The following is a 21,408-nucleotide window of genomic DNA, read 5'->3' on the forward strand; positions in this document are numbered from 1 at the left end:
CATACTGCCTGGTTCCTGCACTCTTCTCTCAGGGGGAACCACGTGCGCAACCACCACGGCAGGGCGGGGGCGGCGGCTTCGGCCGCCGCGGCCGCCGCTCTCGCGCTCACGGCGGGGCTGACCACCCCGGCCGCGGCCGCGGCCGGGCCGGGCTTACCGGGCGGGACGTCGGCAACATCCGCGGCATCCGCGACGTCCGCGACATCGACGGCGCCGGCGAGGTCCGCGGCCGCCGCGGCCCGGACCACCCGCGTCACCCTGATCACCGGCGACCGCGTCGTCCTCGGCGCCGGCGGCGAGCCCGTCGGCCTCGAACGCGCCGAGGGCCGCGAGCACATACCGTTCTCGCTGCGCCGCGAGAACGGCCACACCAGCGTCCTGCCGTACGACGCCCAGCCGCTGATCCGCGCGGGGAAGCTCGACGCCCGCCTCTTCGACGTCACCGAGCTGAGCCGCCCCGAGTACCAGGACGCCCGCTCCGGCCGGCTCCAGCTGATCATCGGCTACGAGGGCGGCTCCGCCCCCGCGGCCCGCTCGACCCTGCGGGCCGCGGGCGGCCTCGAGGTCACCCGGACGTACACCGTCCTGGACGCCGAGGCCGTCAGCGCGGCCCCCGCGGCCGCCGCCGCCCTCTGGGAGGCGGTCACCGACCCCGGGCGGGACGCCGGCCGGCGCGCGGCGGCCCCCGGCATCGCCACCGTCTGGCTCGACGCCGTCCGCACCGCCACCCTCGACAAGAGCACCCGGCAGATCGGCGCCGACAAGGCCTGGGCCGCCGGGTACGACGGCGCCGGCGTCAAGATCGCCGTTCTCGACACCGGCATCGACGCCACCCACGCCGACCTCGCGGGCCAGGTCGTCGCCGAACAGAACTTCTCCCGGTCCGCGGACGCCGTGGACCGCGTCGGCCACGGCACGCACGTCGCCTCCATCGCCGCCGGTACGGGCGCCCGCTCGGCCGGCGCCCTCAAGGGCGTCGCGCCCGGCGCGAAGCTGCTGAACGGCAAGGTCCTGGACGACCGCGGCTCCGGCAACGACTCCGGGATCCTCGCCGGGATGGAGTGGGCCGTCGCGCAGGGCGCCGACATCGTCAACCTCAGCCTCGGCGCCCCCGACACGCCCCAGCTCGACCCCGTCGAAGCCGCCGTCGACAAGCTCAGCGCCGAGACGGGCGTGCTGTTCGCCGTCGCCGCCGGGAACAGCGGCCGCCGCGGCCCCGGCTCCGTCCAGTCCCCGGGCAGCGCGGACGGCGCGCTCACCGTCGGCGCCGTCGACGACGCCGACGTCCTCGCCCCCTTCTCCAGCACCGGCCCGCGCGTCGGCGACGGCGGGGTCAAGCCCGACGTCACCGCCCCCGGCGTCGACATCACCGCGGCCGCCGCCCCCGGCAGCGTCATCGACCGGGAGACCGGCCAGGGCCCGGCCGGCTACCTGACGATCTCCGGCACCTCCATGGCCACCCCGCACGTCGCCGGGGCCGCCGCCCTGCTCAAGCAGCGGCACCCGCACTGGAAGGGCCCCGAGCTCAAGGGCGCGCTGACCGCCTCCGCCACGGGCGCGGCCCACACCCCGTACCAGCAGGGCACCGGCCGGATCGCCGTCGACGGCGCGCTGGAGCAGAGCGTCGTCGCCCAGCAGGGCGCGCTGACCTTCGACGCGCAGCGCTGGCCGCACACGGACGACACCCCGCAGTCGCGGAAGATCACCTACCGGAACCTCGGCACCGCGCCCGTCACCCTCGACCTCGCCGTCGCCGGCAGCGGACCCGACGGCAAGCCCGCGCCCGAGGGCTTCTTCACCCTCGGCGCCCGCCAGCTCACCGTCCCCGCGGGCGGCACCGCCGAGACCGAGCTGACCGTGGACACCCGCCCCGGCGGGACGGTCGACGGCACGTACAGCGCGTACGCGACCGCCACGGCGGCCGGCGGCGGTCAGCGCGTGCGCACGGCCGCCGTCGCCGAACGCGAGATCGAGTCCTACGACCTCACGCTCCGGCACATCGGCCGCGACGGGAAACCCACCAAGGAGTACGGCACCACCGTCCAGGGCACCAGGGGCGGCGCCGCGGCCCGGCGCTTCGAGGCGTACGACGACTCCGGCACCGTCACCCTGCGCGTCCCCAAGGGCGGCTACCTGCTCGACGCCTCCCTCGTCGTCGACCCGCTGGACCTCACCAAGGGCGCCGACTGGATCGTCCAGCCCGCGCTCGACATCGCCGGCGACACCACGGTGACGTTCGACGCGCGCACCACCAGGCCGGTGGACATCACCGTCCCGTCGAAGTCGGCGCGGGCCCAGTTCGTCATGCCGTCGTACACCCTGCGCGAGGGCGGCGCGGAGTACGGCTTCGGCTTCTGGCTCGACGCGCTCACCGGGTTCCGCACCCGGCAGCTGGGCCCGTCCCCCGCGCCCGGCACGCTGCGCCAGCAGTGGGACGTGCACTGGGCGGACGGGGCGTCGGCCGAGTACCACGCCGTGCTGGGCGGTCCGGTACGGAGCCTCGCGACCGGCTACGCCCGGCACCTGAAGGCCCGCGACCTGGCGGCCGTCGAGGTCGGGCAGGGCGCCTCGGCGCCGGGCAAGCAGGGCTCGCTCCTGGCGATGGGCAACCTCCCGGAGGCCCGCTCCTCCTCCTCGATGTCGATCCCGCGGCCGCTGCCGACCACGGCCACGGTGTACCTGTCGACCCTCGACAAGGTGACCTGGGACCTCTCCTTCACCCAGAGCGCGGGCCGGGACGGGAACGGCTTCCCGCTGGAGGAGGCGACGTACTCCGCGGAGAGCGGGCGCACGTTCACGGGCGGCCGCACCTACCGCGAGCGGTTCAACACGGCGGTCTTCGGGCCCCGCGCGGACGCCGCCCACGGGGTCTTCCGCGAGGGCAACACGATCACGGGCTCCGTGCCGCTGCTGGCGGACGGCGCGCACCACGTCGGCGACTTCCACGACGCCACCGGCAGCACCGTCCTGCGCCGCGAGGGCGTCGTCGTGGCCCGCAGCGAGGCCCCGCTGGCGGCGAGCGATCCGTTCGCGGTCGAGGCGGGTGAGGCGGCGTACGAGCTGACCACGACCGCACGGCTGCGCCCCGAGCTCTCCGGGACCTCCTCCACGGTCACGGCGACCTGGTGGTTCCGCTCGAAGGAGACGTCCGGGCGGACCGCGCTCCCCGCCTCCGTCGTCCGCTTCGGCGCCCACCCGGCGCTGGACGGCACCCTGCCGGCCGGACGGACGGTGAGGTTCCCGGTGACCGTGCAGGGCCCGGCGGCCGCGGCCCCGGCCCGGCCGCGGGTCGAGGTCTCGTACGACGAGGGCCGCACGTGGCGGCCGGTGCGCGTGCACGACGGCGAGGCCGCGGTGCGCACCCCGGCGAAGGGCGGGTCGGTCTCCCTGCGGGGCACCGTCGCCGACGGGGCGGGCAACAAGGCGGAGGTGACGGTCATCCGGGCCTACCTGGCGCGCTGACGCCCGCGCGACGATGACCCCGGAGGTAATCGCCTCCGGGGTCATCGGCGGGCAGGATCGGACCAACAAGCCGATCCCGCAAGGAAGACGAGGCCCGACATGACCGCCTACGGCATCGCCCACATACGCCCCGAGACGATGAACGAGGACATCCTGCGCTACATCGAGGAGATCCAGGCCACCCTGGACCCCTTCGAGGGCCGCTTCCTCGTCCACGGCCGCCAGGTCGAGGTCATGGAGGGCGCCTGGCCCGGCACGATCGTCGTGATCGCCTTCCCGGACATCGAGGGCGCCCGCGCCTGGTACGCCTCGCCCGCCTACCAGGCGCTGATCCCGCTGCGCGCGGACCACATCGCGGGGGACGTCATCCTGGTCGAAGGCGTCGCGGCCGACTACGACGCCTCGCGGACGGCGGCCGCCCTGCGCGAAGCGGCGGGCCTCTGACCGGTCCCGCCCGGACCGGGTCGGTCGGGGCCCGGGGCGGGGCGGGGCACCTGCGAGCATGGGGCGCATGGCCACTCACCTCATCACCGGCGCCGGCTCCGGCATCGGCGCCGCCGTCGCCGCCCGCCTCCACGCCCGCGGCGACGACCTCGTCCTGCTCGCCCGCGACGCCGCCCGCGGCAAGCAGCTCACCGACCGGTACCCCGGGTCCCGCGCGCTCGTCGGGGACCTCGCCGACCCCGACCGCCTCTCCTGGGCCTTCTCCAAGCAGGCCGTCCCCGAGCGCATCGACTCCCTCCTGCACATCGCGGGCGTCGTCGACCTCGGCCCCGTCGGCGAACTGCGCCCCAAGACCTGGCACCAGCAGCTCAACGTCAACCTGATCGCCCCCGCCGAGGTGACCCGCCTGCTGCTCCCCAACCTGCGGGTCTCGCACGCGACCGTCGTCTTCGTGAACTCCGGCGCCGGCCTCACCGCCCACGCGGACTGGAGCGCCTACGCCGCCTCCAAGCACGGCCTCAAGGCCCTCGCCGACTCGCTGCGGGAGGAGGAGAAGGAGCACGGCGTCCGCGTCACCTCCGTCTACCCCGGCCGCACCGCCACCCCCATGCAGGCCAAGGTCCGCTCCCAGGAGGGCGAGTCCTACGACGCCGCCGACTGGATCGACCCCGAGTCCGTCGCGACGACGATCCTGATGGCCGTGGACCTGCCCCGCGACGCCGTGGTCGCCGACCTCAGCGTCAGGCCCGGCCGATGACCGCGACCGGCGGAGCCACCGGCATCGGCTCGCTCCCCGGCGGCGACGCCCGCGAAGCCGCCAAGACCGTCACCGGCTCCTTCGAGGAGTTCCCGTACCTCGCCGAGCTGCCCGCCCGCGGCCCCGGCTCGGACATGATCGGCCGCTCACTCGGACTGCTCGTCGACATGTACGCGCACGTGGAGCCGAGCGGCTGGCGCATCAGCGACCGCCCCGGGCGCGACAGCAAGCGCGCGCGCTCCTGGCTCGGCGAGGACCTCGACGCCCTGGAGGAGTTCACCCAGGGGTACGAGGGCAGGCTCAAGGTCCAGGCCGTCGGGCCGTGGACGCTGGCCGCGGCCCTGGAACTGCACGGCGGAGAGGCCGTGCTCCAGGACCAGGGCGCCTGCCGGGACCTGGCCGGCTCCCTCGCCGAAGGCGTGCGCGAGCACCTGGCGGATGTGCGCAAACGCATCCCCGGCGCCGAGATCGTCCTCCAGTACGACGAGCCCTCGCTGACGGCGGTCCTGCTCGGCCGGGTGCGGTCCGCCAGCGGCTACCGCACGTACCGCGCCGTCGACCGGCAGGTCGTCGAGGGGACGCTGCGCGAGCTGTTCGCCGTCCACGACGGCGAGGTCATCGTGCACTCCTGCGCGCCCGAGGTCCCCTTCGGCCTGTTGCGGCGGGCCGGCGTCTCGGGCGTGTCGTTCGATTTCTCCTTGCTCACCGAGCGCGAGGACGACGCCATCGGCGAAGCCGTCGAAGCGGGCACGAAACTCTTCGCCGGAGTGGTGCCCGGCACCGACGGCCCGTTGTCGGACCCGGGCGGTAGCGTCATGGGTGTCAGGAAGCTTTGGCGCAGGCTGGGGCTGACCCCGGGGACTCTGGCGGAGTCCGTCGTGGTCACTCCCTCGTGCGGGCTGGCGGGCGCTTCGCCCGCCTACGCGCGCGCCGTTCAGGCGCACTGCGTCAGGGCGGCGAGGTCGCTCGCCGACAACCCTGAGTGATGGATCAAGACGGGCCACGGGAGGACACGGCATGGCAGCCGAACAGAAGCAGGGCAGCGACACGGCCGTACCGGCGGCGGTGCGCGAGCAGCACGCGCTGCTCGCCGAGCAGGTCGAGGAGCACCGCTTCCGGTACTACGTGAACGACCAGCCGGTCGTCAGCGACGCCGAGTTCGACAAGCTGCTGCGCTCCCTGGAGGCGCTGGAGGAGCAGTACACGGAGCTGCGCACGCCCGATTCGCCCACCCAGAAGGTGGCCGGGGCGTACGAGACGGACTTCGCCTCCGTCGAGCACCGCGAGCGGATGCTCTCCCTCGACAACGCCTTCGACGACGAGGAACTGGCGGCCTGGGCGGAGCGCGTGGCCCGGGACGCCAACACCTCCGACTACCACTACCTCTGCGAGCTGAAGGTGGACGGCCTCGCCGTCAACATCACGTACGAGAACGGCCGCCTGACCCGCGCCGCCACCCGCGGCGACGGCCGCACCGGCGAGGACATCACGCCCAACGTCCGCACCATCGCGGAGATCCCCGACCGGCTGAAGGGCGACCGGATCCCGGCGCTGGTCGAGATCCGCGGCGAGGTCTTCTTCCCGATGGAGAAGTTCGAGGAGCTCAACGCCCGGCTGGTCGAGGCGGAGGCCAAGCCCTTCGCCAACCCGCGCAACGCGGCGGCCGGTTCGCTGCGCCAGAAGGACCCGAAGGTCACCGCGAGCCGCCCGCTGCACATGGTGGTCCACGGCATCGGCGCCCGCGAGGGCTTCGAGATCGAGCGCCAGTCGCAGGCGTACGAGCTGCTGCACGAGTGGGGGCTGCCGACCGCGCAGCACAACAAGGTGGTCTCCACGCTCGCCGAGGTCCGGGAGTTCATCGCGGAGTTCGGCGCGAACCGGCACTCGGTGGAGCACGAGATCGACGGCGTCGTCGTCAAGCTCGACGAGATCGCCCTCCAGGGCCGGCTCGGGTCCACCGCGCGCGCCCCGCGCTGGGCGATCGCCTGGAAGTACGCGCCCGAAGAGGTCAACTCCAAGCTGATCGACATCAAGGTCGGCGTCGGCCGCACCGGGCGCGTGACCCCGTACGCGCAGGTGGAGCCGGTGACGGTGGCGGGCTCGGAGGTCGAGTTCGCGACGCTGCACAACCAGGAGGTCGTCAAGGCCAAGGGCGTGCTCATCGGGGACACCGTCGTCCTGCGCAAGGCGGGCGATGTCATCCCCGAGATCCTCGGCCCGGTCGCGGACCTGCGGGACGGCAGCGAGCGGGAGTTCGTCATGCCCGCCGACTGCCCCGAGTGCGGGACCGCGCTGCGGCCGATGAAGGAAGGCGACATCGACCTGCGCTGCCCCAACGCGCGGACGTGTCCCGCCCAGTTGCGCGAGCGGCTGTTCTACCTGGTCGGCCGCGCCTGCCTGGACATCAAGAACTTCGGGTACGTCGCCTCGGCGGCGCTCACCCAGCCGCTGGAGCCCTCGGTCCCCCCGATGGCGAACGAGGGCGACCTCTTCGGCCTCACCCTGGAGCAGCTGCTCCCCATCACCTCCTACGTGCGGGACCAGGACTCGGGTCTGCCCAAGATCGACCCGAAGACCGGCGAGCCGAAGATCGTCACCTTCTTCGCCAACAAGGAGGGCGAGCCCAAGGCCAACACGGTGGCCATGCTGGCGAACATCGAGGCGGCCAAGACCCAGCCGCTGGCCCGCATCATCAACGGCCTGTCGATCCGGCACGTCGGCCCGGTCGCGGCCGCGGCGCTGGCCCGCGCGTTCCGCTCCATCGAGCGGATCGAGCAGGCGACCGAGGAGGAGCTGGCCGCCACCGACGGGGTCGGCGCGATCATCGCGACCTCGGTCAAGGAGTGGTTCGCCGAGGAATGGCACCAGGAGATCCTGCGCAAGTGGCGGGCGGCCGGTGTCCGGATGGAGGAGGAGGGTTCCGGCGAGGAGGAGGGCCCGCGCCCGCTGGAGGGGCTGACCGTCGTCGTCACCGGCACTTTGCAGAGCCACACCCGCGACGGGGCGAAGGAGGCCCTGCAGAGCCTCGGCGCCAAGGTCACCGGCTCCGTGTCGAAGAAGACCTCCTTCGTCGTGGTCGGCGACAACCCCGGTTCCAAGTACGACAAAGCCATGCAGCTGAAGCTCCACGTCCTCGACGACGCCGGGTTCGCCGTCCTGTTGGCAGAGGGCCCGGAGGCGGCCCGCGAGGCCGCGCTCCCGGTGGACGGCGCCACCGAAGCGGAATGAATCGCGGGGTTCCGGGGAATGGCGAAGGCGAACGGATGCGTGGCGTGCGGCCGTGAGAGCGGGCGCACGCCAGGCGCGGGCGGTGGTGGCATCCGGAACCGAACGGCCGGTACAGGGCTGATCCGAGGCCGGTACATGGCTGGTCGCAGGCCCTGACCTGTCGGATCATCAGATGGGTGACGGGAGGGGCCTGGTTCAAACTCACCCGTTCGGCGGATACCGTACTGATGAGGATGGCTGGGTCGTATTCGGGCAACCGCCGCCGACCGCTGCCCCTGGGTGCCTTCCGCGTCCTACTGTTGAGGGGTGCGCCTGTCGTGCACGGCTGCTTGATGCGCCTCCAGTCGTGATGGCATGACATCGGGGCCATCGCGTGGCATCGGCATCGCCGGCTGTGAGAGGGACGGGCATGAAACCCACCGAAAGCGCCGACCCGTCACGAGATTTCGGCGGGGAGATCCGGTCCCCGCGAACGGGCCGGCTCGGTGTCCTGGGATCCAGGACACCGGAATCCCGACCGCTCGACACCGGAGCGGGCGGAGCGGACCGGCGGCACCTCGTGCTGCCCTTCGCCGTCGTGGGTCTCGCCGTCGCGGTGCTCGCGGCCGGCGTCGTCACCGCACTGACCAGCCGTCACGCCCTGTTCCCCGGCGGCTCGGTGGGCTGGGCGCTCGCGCTGCTCACCGGCATCATCGTCGGCCACCTCGTCGCCCTCGGCCGCGACCGGTGGTGGGGCGGCACCGGATCGGGCGCGGCCCTGACCCTCGGCGTCCTCATCCTCTACGGATGGGTCTCGGCGGGACTGGTCTCGCTGGCCGTGGTCTCCCTCGTCGGCGCCGCCCGCCGGCACCGCTGGCGCCAGGGCCTGCTGCACGGCTCCACCGACATCCTCGGCATCGGCGCGGGCGCCCTGGTGCTCGCCGCCTTCGGCGAGTCCCCGTCCGTCGAACACCCGTGGACGCCCGCCGGCTGGGGCGCCGACGCGATCCCCGAAGTCATCCTGGTGGCCGTTGCGTACCTGCTCGTCACCCGCGTCCTGCTGTGGTTCTCGCTCGCCCCGCGCGGCGGGGGACTGCCCACCGTCGCCCGCACCGCGCTCGTGCGCCAAGCGCTGGTGGCCGTCGCCCTCCTGGGCATCGCACCGCTGATCTGCGTGGTCGCCGAAGCACAGCCCGTGCTGCTGCCGCTGTTCGCCGTACCGCTGATCGCCCTGGACTCCACGCTGTGGATCGCCCGCGCGCGGGCCGAGGAGCAACTGCGGGACCCGCTGACCGGGCTGCCGAACCGGCAGTGGCTGCTGGAGCGGACATGGAGCGCGCTCGACCAGGCTGAACGTTTGGGCACCCGCTCCGCGCTGGTCCTGATCGACCTGGACCGCTTCCGCGCCGTCAACGACACCCTCGGCCACCTCGCCGGCGACCGCCTGCTCCTGCAGATCGCGGACCGGCTCCGCCAGGCCCTGCCCGAGGACGCCGAGGCGGCCCGGCTCGGCGGCGACGAGTTCGCCGTCCTGCTGCCCATCGCCGATTCCACCACCAGCGCCCAGCGGGTAGCCCGCAACCTGGTCGCCGAGCTCAGCTCACCCCTCGACCTCGACGGCCTGACCCTGGTCCTGGAGGCCAGCGCCGGCCTCGCCGTCTTCCCCGACCACGCGCTGGACGCGGAGGGGCTGCTGCGCCGCGCCGACGTCGCCATGTACCAGGCGAAGCGGGACCGGACGGGCGTGGAGGTCTACGAGTCCAAGCGCGACAGCAACACCCCCGACCGGCTCGGCCTGCTGGGCGACCTGCGCAGGGCGCTCGACGCCGGCGAGGTGGAGCTGCACTACCAGCCGAAGGTCCGCTTCGACGGACACGTGGCCGGCCTCGAGGCGCTGGTGCGCTGGGTGCACCCGGAGCGCGGGCGGGTCTCCCCGGACGAGTTCATCGCCATCGCCGAGACCTCCGGGCTGATGCCGCACCTGACGGAGTACGTACTGGAGACCGCGCTCGCGCAGGTCGCCCGGTGGCGGGCCCAGGGCCTCAAGGTCCCGGTCGCCGTCAACGTCTCGCCGCGCGACGTCCACACCCCCGGCTTCGCCGGCGCGGTGGCCGCGCGGCTCGCCCGGCACGGGGTCCCGGCGAGCGGTCTCCAACTGGAGATAACGGAACACGTCCTGCTGGAGGACCCGCAGCGGGCCGCCGACACGATGGCCGGTCTGACCGGCCACGGCGTGAAGATGTCCCTGGACGACTTCGGCACGGGCTACTCCTCCCTCGTCCACCTGCGCAGGCTGCCGGTCAGCGAACTCAAGATCGACCGGTCGTTCGTGGCCCGGCTCGCGGTGGACCCGCAGGACGCGGAGATCGTCCGCTGCACGGTGGACCTCGCGCACTCGCTGGGCCTGCTGGTCGTCGCGGAGGGCGTCGAGGACGACGAGACGTGGGAGCGGCTGCGCGATCTGGGCTGCGACGCCGTCCAGGGCTGGCTGGTCGCCGCCGCGATGCCCCCGCAGGAGGCCACGGCCTGGCTGCTGGCCCGCGGCGAGCGCGGCTGGCGGCGGCCCGCGGACATCACCGCGGAGCTGGCGGCGGAGGCCGCGGCCGCGCAGGCGCAGTGAGGTACGTCGAGGCACCGGCGGACTACCGGCCCGCGCCGGGCGACGCGCCGTCGGTGTTCCTGGCGGGCGGGATCACGCACTGCCCGCCGTGGCAGGCGGCGGCGGCGCGGGCGCTGGCCGACTTCGTCGTCCTCAACCCCCGCCGGGCGGAGTTCGACGTGTCAGACCCGTCGCAGACGGACGTGCAGATCGCGTGGGAGTACGCGCATCTGCGGCGGGCCGACGTGACGCTGTTCTGGTTCCCGGAGTGCGATCCGTCGCTGACGGTCCAGCCGATCACCTTGTACGAACTCGGCTTCGCCGCGGCCGTGCCGGGGCGCCGCCTGGTCGTGGGCGCCGACCCGGGCTACCCGCGTCGAGCGGACGTCGTCACCCAGCTCGCCCTGGCCCGCCCGGACCTCCCGGTCCACGGAACCCTGGCCGAAACCCTGGCCGCGGCCCGCACCCTCCTGGCCGGCCTGACCTGACAGCTGCCCCGCGGGGAAACCCCTGCCTCTTCTACACATCTGACGCTGCCGACGACCCCCGCTGTGAGACCGCCGAGACCATCGAGCGGGGGGAGGACGGGTGGGACGAGGGGAATCCGTACGGGTACACGGGCCGGCACCTCCTTCCGGTTGGCGGAGCACGCTAGCGGCGGAGGGAGGGGCTCGGAAGGGCCCGCGCACGGTTCGCTGGGCATATGCCGACCAATTTTCCGGGGCCGGGACCGGCTGTCGGTCCGGCCCCCTAAACTCGGAAGGCGATGAGCAGCCTCTTTGACGACAGCTTCCTGGCCGACCTCTCCCCCTCCGACGAGGTCCCGCCGCCGCCCGAGGATCACGCCGCCCCCGAGCCGGGCGCGGACGATCTCTTCGGGGGCCGGTTCGACATGGCCGACGGCAGTGGGGGGCGCGGGGACGCGTACTACCGGGACGGGGCCCCCCGGCCCGTCATCGACCCGGCCGCGCTCCTGGACGGGCTGAACACGGAGCAGCGCGCGGCCGTCGTGCACGCGGGATCACCGCTGCTCATCGTGGCCGGCGCCGGATCCGGCAAGACCCGCGTGCTGACGCACCGCATCGGGCACCTGCTGGGCGCGCGCGGGGTCCACCCCGGCCAGATCCTGGCGATCACCTTCACCAACAAGGCCGCCGGCGAGATGAAGGAGCGCGTCGAGGGCCTGGTCGGCCCGCGCGCGAACGCCATGTGGGTCTCCACCTTCCACAGCGCGTGCGTCCGCATCCTGCGCCGCGAGTCCAAGCGGCTCGGTTTCACCTCGTCGTTCTCGATCTACGACGCGGCCGACTCGAAGCGCCTGATGGCGCTCGTCTGCCGCGACCTGGACCTGGACCCGAAGAAGTTCCCGCCGAAGGCCTTCAGCGCCAAGATCTCGAACCTGAAGAACGAGCTCATCGACGAGGACGCCTTCGCCGGACAGGCCGTGGACGGCTTCGAGAAGACCCTCGCCCAGGCGTACGCGATGTACCAGGGGCGGCTGCGCGAGGCCAACGCGCTCGACTTCGACGACATCATCATGACCACGGTCCACCTGCTCCAGGCCTTCCCGGAGGTCGCCGAGCACTACCGGCGCCGCTTCCGGCACGTGTTGGTCGACGAGTACCAGGACACCAACCACGCCCAGTACACGCTCGTGCGCGAGCTGGTCGGCACGGGCTATCCGGACCTGGCGCCCGCCGAGCTGTGCGTCGTGGGCGACGCCGACCAGTCGATCTACGCCTTCCGCGGCGCGACCATCCGCAACATCCTCCAGTTCGAAGAGGACTACGCGGACGCCACCACGATCCTGCTGGAGCAGAACTACCGCTCCACGCAGACGATCCTGTCCGCCGCCAACGCGGTCATCGAGCGCAACGAGAACCGCCGCGCGAAGAACCTGTGGACCGACGCCGGCAGCGGCTCCGTGATCACCGGCTACGTCGCGGACACCGAGCACGACGAGGCGCAGTTCATCGCCGACGAGATCGACCGGCTGACGGACGCGGGCGACGCCAAGGCCGGCGACGTCGCGATCTTCTACCGGACCAACGCGCAGTCCCGCGTGTTCGAGGAGATCTTCATCCGCGTCGGACTGCCCTACAAGGTCGTCGGCGGCGTCCGGTTCTACGAGCGCAAGGAGGTCCGCGACGTCCTCGCGTACCTGCGCGTCCTGTCGAATCCCGAGGACAACGTTCCGCTGAGGCGAATTCTCAACGTGCCCAAGCGCGGCATCGGCGAGCGCGCCGAGGCGATGATCGACGCGCTGGGCATGCGCGAGAAGATCACCTTCCCGCAGGCGCTGCGCCGGGTCGACGAGGCCTTCGGCATGGCCGCCCGCTCGACCAACGCCGTCAAGCGCTTCAACGTGCTGATGGAGGAGCTCCGCACGATCGTCGATTCGGGCGCGGGCCCGGCGGTGGTGCTGGAGGCGGTCCTGGAGCGTACGGGCTACCTCGCCGAGCTCCAGGCGTCGACCGACCCGCAGGACGAGACGCGGATCGAGAACCTGCAGGAGCTGGCCGCCGTGGCGCTCGAGTTCGAGCAGGCGCGGGAGGCGGCGGCGGCCGAGGCCGCCGAGAATGGCACCCCGCCGGTGGGCCCCGGCACCCTCTCGGAGTTCCTGGAGCAGGTCGCGCTCGTCGCCGACTCCGACCAGATCCCGGACGAGGACACCGACGGCAACGGGGTCATCACCCTGATGACCCTGCACACCGCCAAGGGCCTCGAGTTCCCGGTGGTCTTCCTGACCGGCATGGAGGACGGGGTCTTCCCGCACATGCGCGCGCTGGGCCAGACCAAGGAGCTCGAGGAGGAGCGCCGCCTGGCCTACGTCGGCATCACGCGGGCGCGCGAGCGGCTGTACCTGACGCGCTCCTCGATGCGCAGCGCGTGGGGCACCCCCTCGTACAACCCGCCGTCGCGGTTCCTCGAGGAGATCCCGGCCGAGTACCTGCAGTGGAAGCGGACGGGCGCGGCGCAGAAGCCGGCGGGCCCGATGCGCAGCTCGGGGTACGGGGCATCAGGCTCGGGTGGGGCCGGGGGCGGGTCCAAGACCTCGTTCGGGACCTCGCCGGAGTCGTTCCTGTCCTCGTCCCGTGCGAAGTCGGGTCCGTCCGGGTTCGCGACGCGGCGGGCGAGCGACAAGCCGGTCATCGCGCTGGTGGTCGGGGACCGGGTCACGCACGACCAGTTCGGGCTGGGCACGGTCATGGAGGTCAGGGGAGCGGGCGCGGACGCGCAGGCCACCATCGACTTCGGGGACGAGAAGCCGAAGCGGCTGCTGCTGCGGTACGCGCCGGTGCAGAAGCTCTGACGGAGGGCGGGCGGTCGCTCAGTTCGGGTCCAGGTCGTGGCTGCGCAGCCAGGCCTGGGGGTCGACCGGAGAGCCGCCGCCCGGCCGCACCTCGAAGTGGAGGTGCGGTCCGGTGGAGTTGCCCGAGTTGCCGGAGTACGCGATCACGTCGCCGGCCTTGACCTTGCCGGACCGGATCTTGGCGCTGCTGAGGTGGCAGTACCAGGTCTCGGTGCCGTCGGGCGCGGTGAGTATCACCATGTTGCCGTAGGCGCTGTTCCACTGGCTGCGTACGGTGCCGTCGGTGGCCGCCATGACCGAAGTCCCGTAGGACACCGGGAAGTCGATGCCGGTGTGCACGGACATCCAGTTGACGCCCGCCTGGCCGAAGCCGGCGCTGAGGCCGTGCCGCGCGACGGGGACGGCGAACTTGGGGCGGGCCGCTTCCTTGGCCGCCTCCTCCTCCGCCTTCTTCTTCTTCTCCTCGTCCTGGCGCAGGCGCAGGTCGATGCGCTCCTGCGTGCGGCTCGCGCGGTCCGCGAAGTCGCCGGCGTCGGCGCTGAGGGCGGTGAGCTGCGTGTCGAGCTTGCTGTTCGCCGCGACCGGCTTGATGGACGCCGGGTCGGGGGCGGCCAGCGTGGTGGTCTCCTCGGACGGCTGGTCCGCCCCGGTGAGCCCGCCGACGGAGGCCGCGGCGACACCCGCGATGCCCATCACGCAGGCGGAGGGCACGGCCACGGTCAGCAGCGCGGAGCGCTTGGCCGGGGTGCGGCGGCGGCTGTTGGCGCCGGCGGACCTGGCGGCGGTCGCCTTGCCGCCCGCGGGCTTCGCGCCGGCCCGGCGCGAAGGACGCGGCTCGGCGGGCGCGGGGGCGGTGATGGGCATGGCCTGGGTGGGCAGGTCGTGCACCGGCGCGTCGTCGCCGGTGTGGTCGGCGTGACCGGCGTCGTCGGGGGTCACGGCCTCGAAGACCGCGGTCTCGGTGTAGGCCGGAGCCGGGTCCCCGGCCTCCGCGTACGGCTCGTACGCGGACCCGTACTCGGAGCCGTACTCGTACGTGTACTGCTGCTCCTGGGCCTGAGGCTGGGCCTGGGACTGCTGCTCGTAGCCGGTGTAGGCGTAGGTCTGCTCGGAGGAGGTGTTCCAGGCGGTGGCGTCGTAGGCGCCGGTCTCGGTGCCGTAGCCCGGGGCCGCCCACTGGCCGGTCTGCTCGGCCGAGGCGTCGTAGCCGAAGCCGGTGGGCTGGTAGTCCGTGGAGGCGCCGCCCTGCGGCGGAACCGTCGACAGATAGCCGTCGTAGCCGTCGGCGGGCTGCTGGGGGTAGCTGCTCTGCGGAGCGTTCCAGGCCGTGGCGTCGTAGGCGCCGGTGTCGTGGGACCCCGTGTCGTAGGAGCCGTACGCAGCGGCGTAGTTGTAGCCCTGACCCTGTGATTCATAGGACGCGTACGGAGAATCACCAGCGAAAGTGGTGGTGGAAAGGCCGTCGTACCCGATATCGGGGTACTGGCCCGACAAGGGGCGGTCGTTCACCAACTTCTCTTTCGCCTCGGCAGCGGGGGGCCTGGGTGGCCGAGGGTGATGAGGTCCTCGGAGGAGAGCAGTGGCGTGACTGTACCCGGCGGTTACTGGCAACGACAATCTTCGAAGGGCCTCCGGCTCGCTGGAACCGGGCATTCGGCCGCCTTTCGGTCGCCCAAAGACCCACCCTTGGCCTTGAGTTCGAAATCTGTTCGAGTGCTGGTGGGTTTTGATCCGAATTTCAGTCAGGCGACGGAAGCGGTCCCGGGGCTGGAGAGGGCGATCGGGGCGGGCCCGTCGAGCGCGCGCCGGACCGCCGCGATGACGGTGGGATGCGCGGGCAGGGCAAGGTGCCCGATGCCGGTGACCTGCACGTTCTCGGCGATCAGGTCCGGATGCTCGATGCGGGCCGTCTCGGTGGGGTCCATCAGCTCGTCGAATTCGCTCCAGAAGGCCACGTGCCGGGTCCGGCAGCCGGGCGCGGGCGCGCGCAGTGCGGCCAGCACCTCGGAATCCGGCCGCATCTGCCGGACCAGCGGGTGCGCGTCCATGAAGGGCGCGACGCGGGTGCCGGAATGCGGGGTGCCGAGCGTGACGAGCGTGCGCACGCGGGCGTCGCCGCCGAGCCGCTGGACGTAGTACCGCCCGACCAGTCCGCCCAGGCTGTGGCCCACCAGGTCCACCCGCTCCTGCCCGGTGCGCTCGCACAGCTCCTCGACGCGGCGGGCGAGGTGGCCGGCGGTGACGCGCAGATCGAGGGTGAAGGGGGAGTAGTTGTACGTCTCCACCTGCCGCAGGCCGCCCGCCCCGAGGGTGCGGCGCAGCAGCACGAAGACGGACCGGTTGTCGGTGAACCCGTGCAGCAGGAGCGCGGGCGGGCGTTCGCGGGCGGCGGAGGTACCGGCGGGCGGCCGTTCCTGCAACACTCCGGTGGGATACATCAGGAGGTGCCCGCCGAGCACGAGCGCTTCCAGCACACCGGCCCGCAGCGCGGCCCCGGACATGGTCAGCCCCATGGACGCCCCCCTCAGCATCTCGGGACCGTGGCGGCCGGCCACGCCGTGCCGTGCGGCTGTCGGCACGGAGTGGCGGCGCGTCATCCCACGTGTGATTTCCCCCTCCAGGTTGACCACGAAACGGGGGCGTGCGCGATGCTGTACTTAACGTTCGTTCACTCGGGAGGCAGTGCGATGGGTGTGACCGGTCCGATCCGTGTGGTGGTGGCCAAGCCTGGTCTCGACGGCCACGACCGGGGTGCCAAGGTGATCGCGCGGGCCCTGCGGGACGCGGGCATGGAGGTCATCTACACGGGCCTCCACCAGACCCCCGAACAGATCGTCGACACCGCGATCCAGGAGGACGCCGACGCGATCGGCCTGTCGATCCTCTCGGGCGCGCACAACACACTGTTCGCGCGCGTGCTGGAGCTCCTCGCGGAGCGCGACGCGGCGGACATCAAGGTGTTCGGCGGCGGCATCATCCCGGAGGCGGACATCGCTCCGCTCAAGGCCAAGGGCGTCGCGGAGATCTTCACCCCGGGCGCGACCACGACGGCGATCGTCGACTGGGTCCGCGCCCACGTCCGCCAGCCGGCTTAACCGGTCGCGACCGCCGGTGGGGCCGGATCATCCGGCCCCACCGGCGATCGCGGCGCGGGGTCCGGGTCAGGGACCGGGCGGTGCCAGTTCCGCGTGCATCGCCGCGCGCAGGCGCAGGGTGGCCACCATGCGCTGGAACGCCTCCGCCCAGTACGCCGCCGCGCCCCCCTCCTCCACCGGCTCCGCCGCCGCCGACTCCAGCCGGCCCGCCTCCGCCGGGTCCAGGCAGCGCTCCGCCAGGCCCATCACCCCGCTGAAGCTCCACGGGTAACCGCCGGCCTCCCGCGCGGAGTCGAGGGCCTCGACCACGGCCCGCCCCAGCGCCCCCGCCCACGGCACCACGCACACCCCGAGCAGCTGGAACGCCTCCGACAGGCCGTGGGCCCGTATGAACTCCGCGACCCAGGCCGCCCGCTCCTCCTCGCCCAGGATCGACAGGAGCTTCGCCCGCTCCGCCAGCGACGCCGTCGCCGGGCCGGCCGCGGGCGGCTCCGACGCCGAGCCGAGCAGGGCCTTCGACCAGGCGGGGTCGCGCTGGCGCACGGCTGCGCGGCACCACGCCGCGTGCAGTTCCTCCACCCAGTCCTCGCCCATCGGCAGCGCCACGATCCCCGCCGGATCGAGCCCCCCGAACCGCTCGCGCCAGCACAGGAGCGGCGCGGACTCCACCAACTGCGCCAGCCACCAGGCCCGTTCCCCCCGGCCGGCGGGCGGCCGCTCGACCACGCCGTCGCGCAGCATCCCCGCGTCGCACTCGGCCGGCGGCTTCACCCCCTCCGGGCCCACACAGGCCAGGGCCCGCTCCGCCATCCGCCCGGCCAGCGCCGATGCCGGCAGCGAGGACAGCAGCTCGGCGGCGGTCGCCCGGACACCCCGGCTGCGGTCGTCCAGCGCCGCCTCCAGGAACGGCTCGTCGCCGGCGGACAGTCCCGCCCGCAGCGAATCGAGGAACATCAGCCGGTCCTCGGCCCGCTCGGTGGCCCAGGTCGTCGCCAGCAGCCGTGGCGCGGCAGCCGCCTCGTGGGCCCGGACGACCCCGAGCAGGGCCACCCGCTCCGCGAACAGCCCCTCCTGCCAGAGCCGGTCCACCCCTGCCGCATCCGTGGCGTCGGGCAGCTCGCCGGCGGCACCGGAGCCGCCCCGCAGCGCGAACCGCCAGTCCGGATTGAGCCGGGCCAGCCACAGTCCGCGCGTCCCGGCCAGGGACAGCGCCTGCGGCCGGAGGTCGCTACGGGCCCGCGCGGCGTCCAGCAGCGCGGGGACCAGCGCGGCCGGAGCCCGGTAGCCGTGATGCCCGGCGGCGGCCAGCCACTGGGGCAGCAGCTCCGTCAGATCCGGGGCCGCTCCGCGCCGCCCGGAGCCGCCGGCGCTCGTCCGCCCGGCCAGCAGTTGCGCGAGCCGCTGCCGGGCCGCCTCCGGCGGAGCCGGGCGCGGGTCCCGCGGCGCGGGCTCGGGCCGCGGGCCCGCCTCGGCCGGCCGCAGTCCCGCCCGGCGCCGCACCGTCTGCACGGCGGCGGCCCCGAGCAGCGCCTCGGGGCTGCCCTGGCGCCGGTCGGTGCCCAGCAGCGCCGCCGCGACCAGCTCCTCCCAGTCCCCGAGGGCCTCGTCGGCCGAGGTCCGATCCGCCGAGGTCCGATCCGTCTTCGTCGCCGTGTTCATCGCGTCCCCTCCCTCTCCCTCGTCGTGCTCTTCCGCTCTTCTGCTCTTCGTGCTTCTGCTCTTCGTGTCCGTGCTCCGGTCCCGCCCCCTCCGCGGGACCGGAGCAGCTCGCGTTTCCCCCGAGGCCGCTGGTCGTGCGGCCGCGGTCGTGCAGCTCTCAACTGGCGTGGTTGTCGTCCACAAAAGCCCCCCGGCCTCGTAGTTCGAGCACGCCGGCGCCCCCGCGCCGTCGCTTCTTCCCCCCGCACCCGCTCAGGCCAGCGCCACCGGCTCCGGAGAGTCCGGCTGCCAGGCCGTCAGCGGGGTGAATCCGCGGTGTCCGCACTCGCCGAACACCGTCACCGGCCCGCCCCCGGACAGCGCGGCCAGCTGCCAAAGCCCCGCCAGGGGCCGGCTCCCGGCCCCGGTCAGGGGCACGGGCAGGGCGGACGTCCCCTCCGCGTCCGCCAGTTGCCAGGCTGTTTCCCCCGCTCTTCCTCCCCCTTGTCCCCCCGGTATCGGAACCACCGCTTCGAGCACCACCGGCCAGGAATCCAGCCAGGGGTCCTCGCGCAGCGCCGCGCCGTACGCCTCGAGCGCCGCGCCCGTGCCCATGCCCTGCGGCACGGCCCCGCACGGCTCGGCCGCGGCGAACCGCTCTCCGAGGTCCGCCCGAAGCCCCGCCGAGCCGGGCCGGAAGCGGACTTCCGCATCCAGCACCAGCCCGACGGGCAGCGCCAGCCCGGGCGGTCGCCCGGGCGGGCCGAAGTCCATGACCAGGGCCGACCGCCCGCTCGCCAGCCCGCGCAGCCATATCCGGCGGGTGGTGAGCCGGCCGTCGGGAGACGCCGTGTCGTACTGGGACAGCACGAGCCAGCGGTCCCGTACGGCCTCGCCCTCCGCCCCGTTCTGCAGCCCCACCCTGCTGCGGACCGTCGCGGCCAGCGGCTCCGGCAGTCCGGACACCCCCAGCCAGGCCCGGTCCAGCAGGTGCAGCAGCGCGGCCTCCTCCAGCATCCGTGCGGGCCAGCCGGACCCGCAACTGGGTATCGTCCCCAACTCCCGCACCCGCCCGGCCAGTCCGGGCGCCTGCGCGTCGACCATCCGGGCGGCCGTCTCCTCCCAGGCGGCGTATCCCGCCTGCTCCTGGCCGGCCAGCCCGCCGCGCACCAGATCCGCGAGCCGCTGCTCCAGCTCGGTGACGCCCGCGCCGATCCGGGCCGCCCGCCGCTCCGCACGCCGGCGGGCGGCCTCCGCGTCCGCGGGCCCCTCGGCGGACCGCCCGGCCGCGGGCCGGGCGGCCTTCGCCGCCCGCTCCGTGAGCCATTCGGCCGCCCAGTCCGGAGCCCCGGCCGGATCGCCGAAACCCTCCGCCGCCCAGAGCAGCAGCAGCCCCAGCGCGTGCTTGCACGGGAACTTCCGGCTCGGGCAGGAGCACTTGTAGGCGGGACCGGCCAGATCGACGACGGTCCGGTACGGCTTGCTGCCGCTGCCCTTGCACAACCCCCACACCGCACCGGAAGCGGAACCTCCGGTCTGAGACCACGGCCCCCCTCCGCCGAGTCTGGCCCCCGCCTTGCGCGACGCGTCGTCAGGAGCCAGACCCAGTACCTGTTCCGCTGTCCAGCGAACCCCCTGCTCAGTCATGTGTTCCACCGTAAGGACCCCCACTGACAATCGCTCTGACCTGCAACAACCCATCTCCCGAGGCCCGTTGTCAGTGGTCGGGTGCATCGTGTTCACAGCAGCCGGAAGCGGCTGCGGAGCATTGGAGGGGGACCATGGACACGACCGGGAACGAGACCACCGCAGAGGCACTGCGACCGCACGCCGAAGACGCCTTCGCACACGAACTGAAAGCCCTGGCCGCGGCCGACGACCGGACCCGCCCGGCCCGCTGGAAGCTCTCCCCGTGGGCCGTGGCGACGTACCTGCAGGGGGGCACGCTCGCCGACGGAACCGTCATCACGCCCAAGTACGTGGGACCGCGCCGCATCGTCGAAGTCGCCGTCACCACCCTCGCCACCGACCGCGCGCTGCTGCTCCTCGGAGTCCCCGGCACCGCCAAGACCTGGGTGTCCGAGCATCTCGCGGCCGCGGTCAGCGGCGACTCCACCCTCCTCGTCCAGGGCACCGCCGGAACCCCCGAGGAAGCCATCCGCTACGGCTGGAACTACGCCCGGCTCCTCGCCCACGGCCCCAGCCGCGAAGCCCTCGTACCGAGCCCCGTCATGCGGGCCATGGCCGAGGGCATGACCGCCCGCGTCGAGGAGCTCACCCGCATCCCCGCCGACGTCCAGGACACCCTCATCACCGTCCTGTCCGAGAAGACGCTCCCGATACCGGAGCTCGGCCAGGAGGTGCAGGCCGTGCGCGGCTTCAACCTCATCGCCACCGCCAACGACCGCGACCGCGGCGTCAACGAGCTCTCCAGCGCCCTGCGCCGCCGCTTCAACACCGTCGTCCTGCCGCTGCCCGCCACCGCCGACGCCGAAGTCGACATCGTCGCCCGCCGCGTCGACCAGATGGGCCGCGCCCTCGACCTGCCCGCCGCGCCCGAGGGCCTGGAGGAGATCCGCCGGGTCGTCACCGTCTTCCGGGAGCTGCGCGGCGGTGTCACCGACGACGGCCGCACGAAGGTCAAGTCGCCCAGCGGCACCCTGTCCACCGCCGAGGCCATCTCGGTCGTCACGGGGGGCCTCGCCCTGGCCGCCCACTTCGGGGACGGCGTGCTGCGCTCCTCCGACGTGGCCGCCGGGATCCTCGGGGCCGTCCTGCGCGATCCGGTCGCCGACAAGGTCGTCTGGCAGGAGTACCTGGAAGCGGTGGTCCGCGAGCGCGACGGCTGGAAGGACTTCTACCGCGCCTGCCGGGAGGTGACCGCGTGAGCACG

Annotated in this window: 14 protein-coding genes; 10 read left to right on the forward strand and 4 right to left on the reverse strand. The window is 73.4% G+C overall.

The window, feature by feature from the left end; genetic code table 11:
* Positions 1–42 precede the first annotated feature (42 nt).
* The 8 genes from DRB89_RS09275 (at position 43) to pcrA (ending at position 13,782) form a co-directional block, all read left to right on the forward strand.
* Positions 43–3,462: a S8 family serine peptidase gene (locus DRB89_RS09275; RefSeq protein WP_204357818.1), complete on the forward strand. Its 3,420-nt coding sequence runs from the start codon at positions 43–45 to the stop codon at positions 3,460–3,462.
* A gap of 99 nt (positions 3,463–3,561) precedes the next feature.
* Entirely contained in the window at positions 3,562–3,906 is a 345-nt protein-coding gene (locus DRB89_RS09280; protein WP_112450643.1) for a DUF1330 domain-containing protein, read from the forward strand.
* Between the two features lie 67 nt (positions 3,907–3,973).
* On the forward strand, positions 3,974–4,663 hold the full coding sequence (locus DRB89_RS09285; RefSeq protein ID WP_112450644.1) for an SDR family oxidoreductase: 690 nt from the start codon (positions 3,974–3,976) through the stop codon (positions 4,661–4,663).
* A complete protein-coding gene (locus DRB89_RS09290) occupies positions 4,660–5,649 on the forward strand; it encodes a methionine synthase (RefSeq protein WP_112450645.1) in 990 nt (329 codons plus the stop codon). Before DRB89_RS09285 ends, DRB89_RS09290 begins: the two co-directional genes overlap by 4 nt.
* A gap of 31 nt (positions 5,650–5,680) precedes the next feature.
* Positions 5,681–7,891: an NAD-dependent DNA ligase LigA gene (gene ligA / locus DRB89_RS09295; RefSeq protein ID WP_112450646.1), complete on the forward strand. Its 2,211-nt coding sequence runs from the start codon at positions 5,681–5,683 to the stop codon at positions 7,889–7,891.
* Between the two features lie 559 nt (positions 7,892–8,450).
* Positions 8,451–10,490 (forward strand): bifunctional diguanylate cyclase/phosphodiesterase, encoded by a 2,040-nt coding sequence (locus tag DRB89_RS09300; RefSeq protein ID WP_343234705.1) that lies wholly within the window; start codon positions 8,451–8,453, stop codon positions 10,488–10,490.
* On the forward strand, positions 10,487–10,957 hold the full coding sequence (locus tag DRB89_RS09305) for a nucleoside 2-deoxyribosyltransferase domain-containing protein (RefSeq protein ID WP_162688516.1): 471 nt from the start codon (positions 10,487–10,489) through the stop codon (positions 10,955–10,957). The genes DRB89_RS09300 and DRB89_RS09305 overlap by 4 nt, the downstream gene beginning before the upstream one ends.
* Before the next feature lie 278 nt (positions 10,958–11,235).
* A complete protein-coding gene (gene pcrA, locus DRB89_RS09310; protein WP_112446549.1) occupies positions 11,236–13,782 on the forward strand; it encodes a DNA helicase PcrA in 2,547 nt (848 codons plus the stop codon).
* An 18-nt stretch (positions 13,783–13,800) separates the two neighbouring features.
* Here the strand turns inward: pcrA and DRB89_RS09315 are convergent, their stop codons facing one another.
* Together DRB89_RS09315 and DRB89_RS09320 are read right to left on the reverse strand one after the other, a co-directional pair.
* Positions 13,801–15,435, reverse strand: coding sequence for a M23 family metallopeptidase (locus tag DRB89_RS09315; RefSeq protein WP_112446548.1), 1,635 nt, complete (start codon positions 15,433–15,435; stop codon positions 13,801–13,803).
* Positions 15,436–15,524: 89 nt separating this feature from the next.
* Positions 15,525–16,295, reverse strand: a complete 771-nt coding sequence (locus DRB89_RS09320) for an alpha/beta fold hydrolase (protein WP_239516065.1) — start codon at positions 16,293–16,295, stop codon at positions 15,525–15,527.
* 174 nt (positions 16,296–16,469) lie between these two features.
* On the opposite strand from DRB89_RS09320, the gene DRB89_RS09325 reads away from it, so the two are divergent.
* Positions 16,470–16,877, forward strand: a complete 408-nt coding sequence (locus tag DRB89_RS09325; RefSeq protein WP_112446547.1) for a cobalamin B12-binding domain-containing protein — start codon at positions 16,470–16,472, stop codon at positions 16,875–16,877.
* Between the two features lie 66 nt (positions 16,878–16,943).
* Here the strand turns inward: DRB89_RS09325 and DRB89_RS09330 are convergent, their stop codons facing one another.
* Together DRB89_RS09330 and DRB89_RS09335 are read right to left on the reverse strand one after the other, a co-directional pair.
* Positions 16,944–18,536 (reverse strand): DUF5691 domain-containing protein, encoded by a 1,593-nt coding sequence (locus DRB89_RS09330; protein ID WP_112446546.1) that lies wholly within the window; start codon positions 18,534–18,536, stop codon positions 16,944–16,946.
* 252 nt (positions 18,537–18,788) lie between these two features.
* Positions 18,789–20,162 carry an SWIM zinc finger family protein gene (locus DRB89_RS09335; RefSeq protein WP_112446545.1) on the reverse strand — a complete coding sequence of 458 codons (1,374 nt, stop codon included), beginning with the start codon at positions 20,160–20,162 and terminating at the stop codon, positions 18,789–18,791.
* Positions 20,163–20,296: 134 nt separating this feature from the next.
* Between DRB89_RS09335 and DRB89_RS09340 the strand changes: the two genes are divergently transcribed.
* Positions 20,297–21,403, forward strand: a complete 1,107-nt coding sequence (locus tag DRB89_RS09340; RefSeq protein ID WP_112446544.1) for an AAA family ATPase — start codon at positions 20,297–20,299, stop codon at positions 21,401–21,403.
* The last annotated feature ends 5 nt before the right edge of the window (positions 21,404–21,408 follow it).

The sequence above is a fragment of the Streptomyces sp. ICC4 genome, assembly GCF_003287915.1.
In the GTDB taxonomy this organism is placed as follows: Bacteria; Actinomycetota; Actinomycetes; order Streptomycetales; family Streptomycetaceae; genus Streptomyces; species Streptomyces tritrimontium.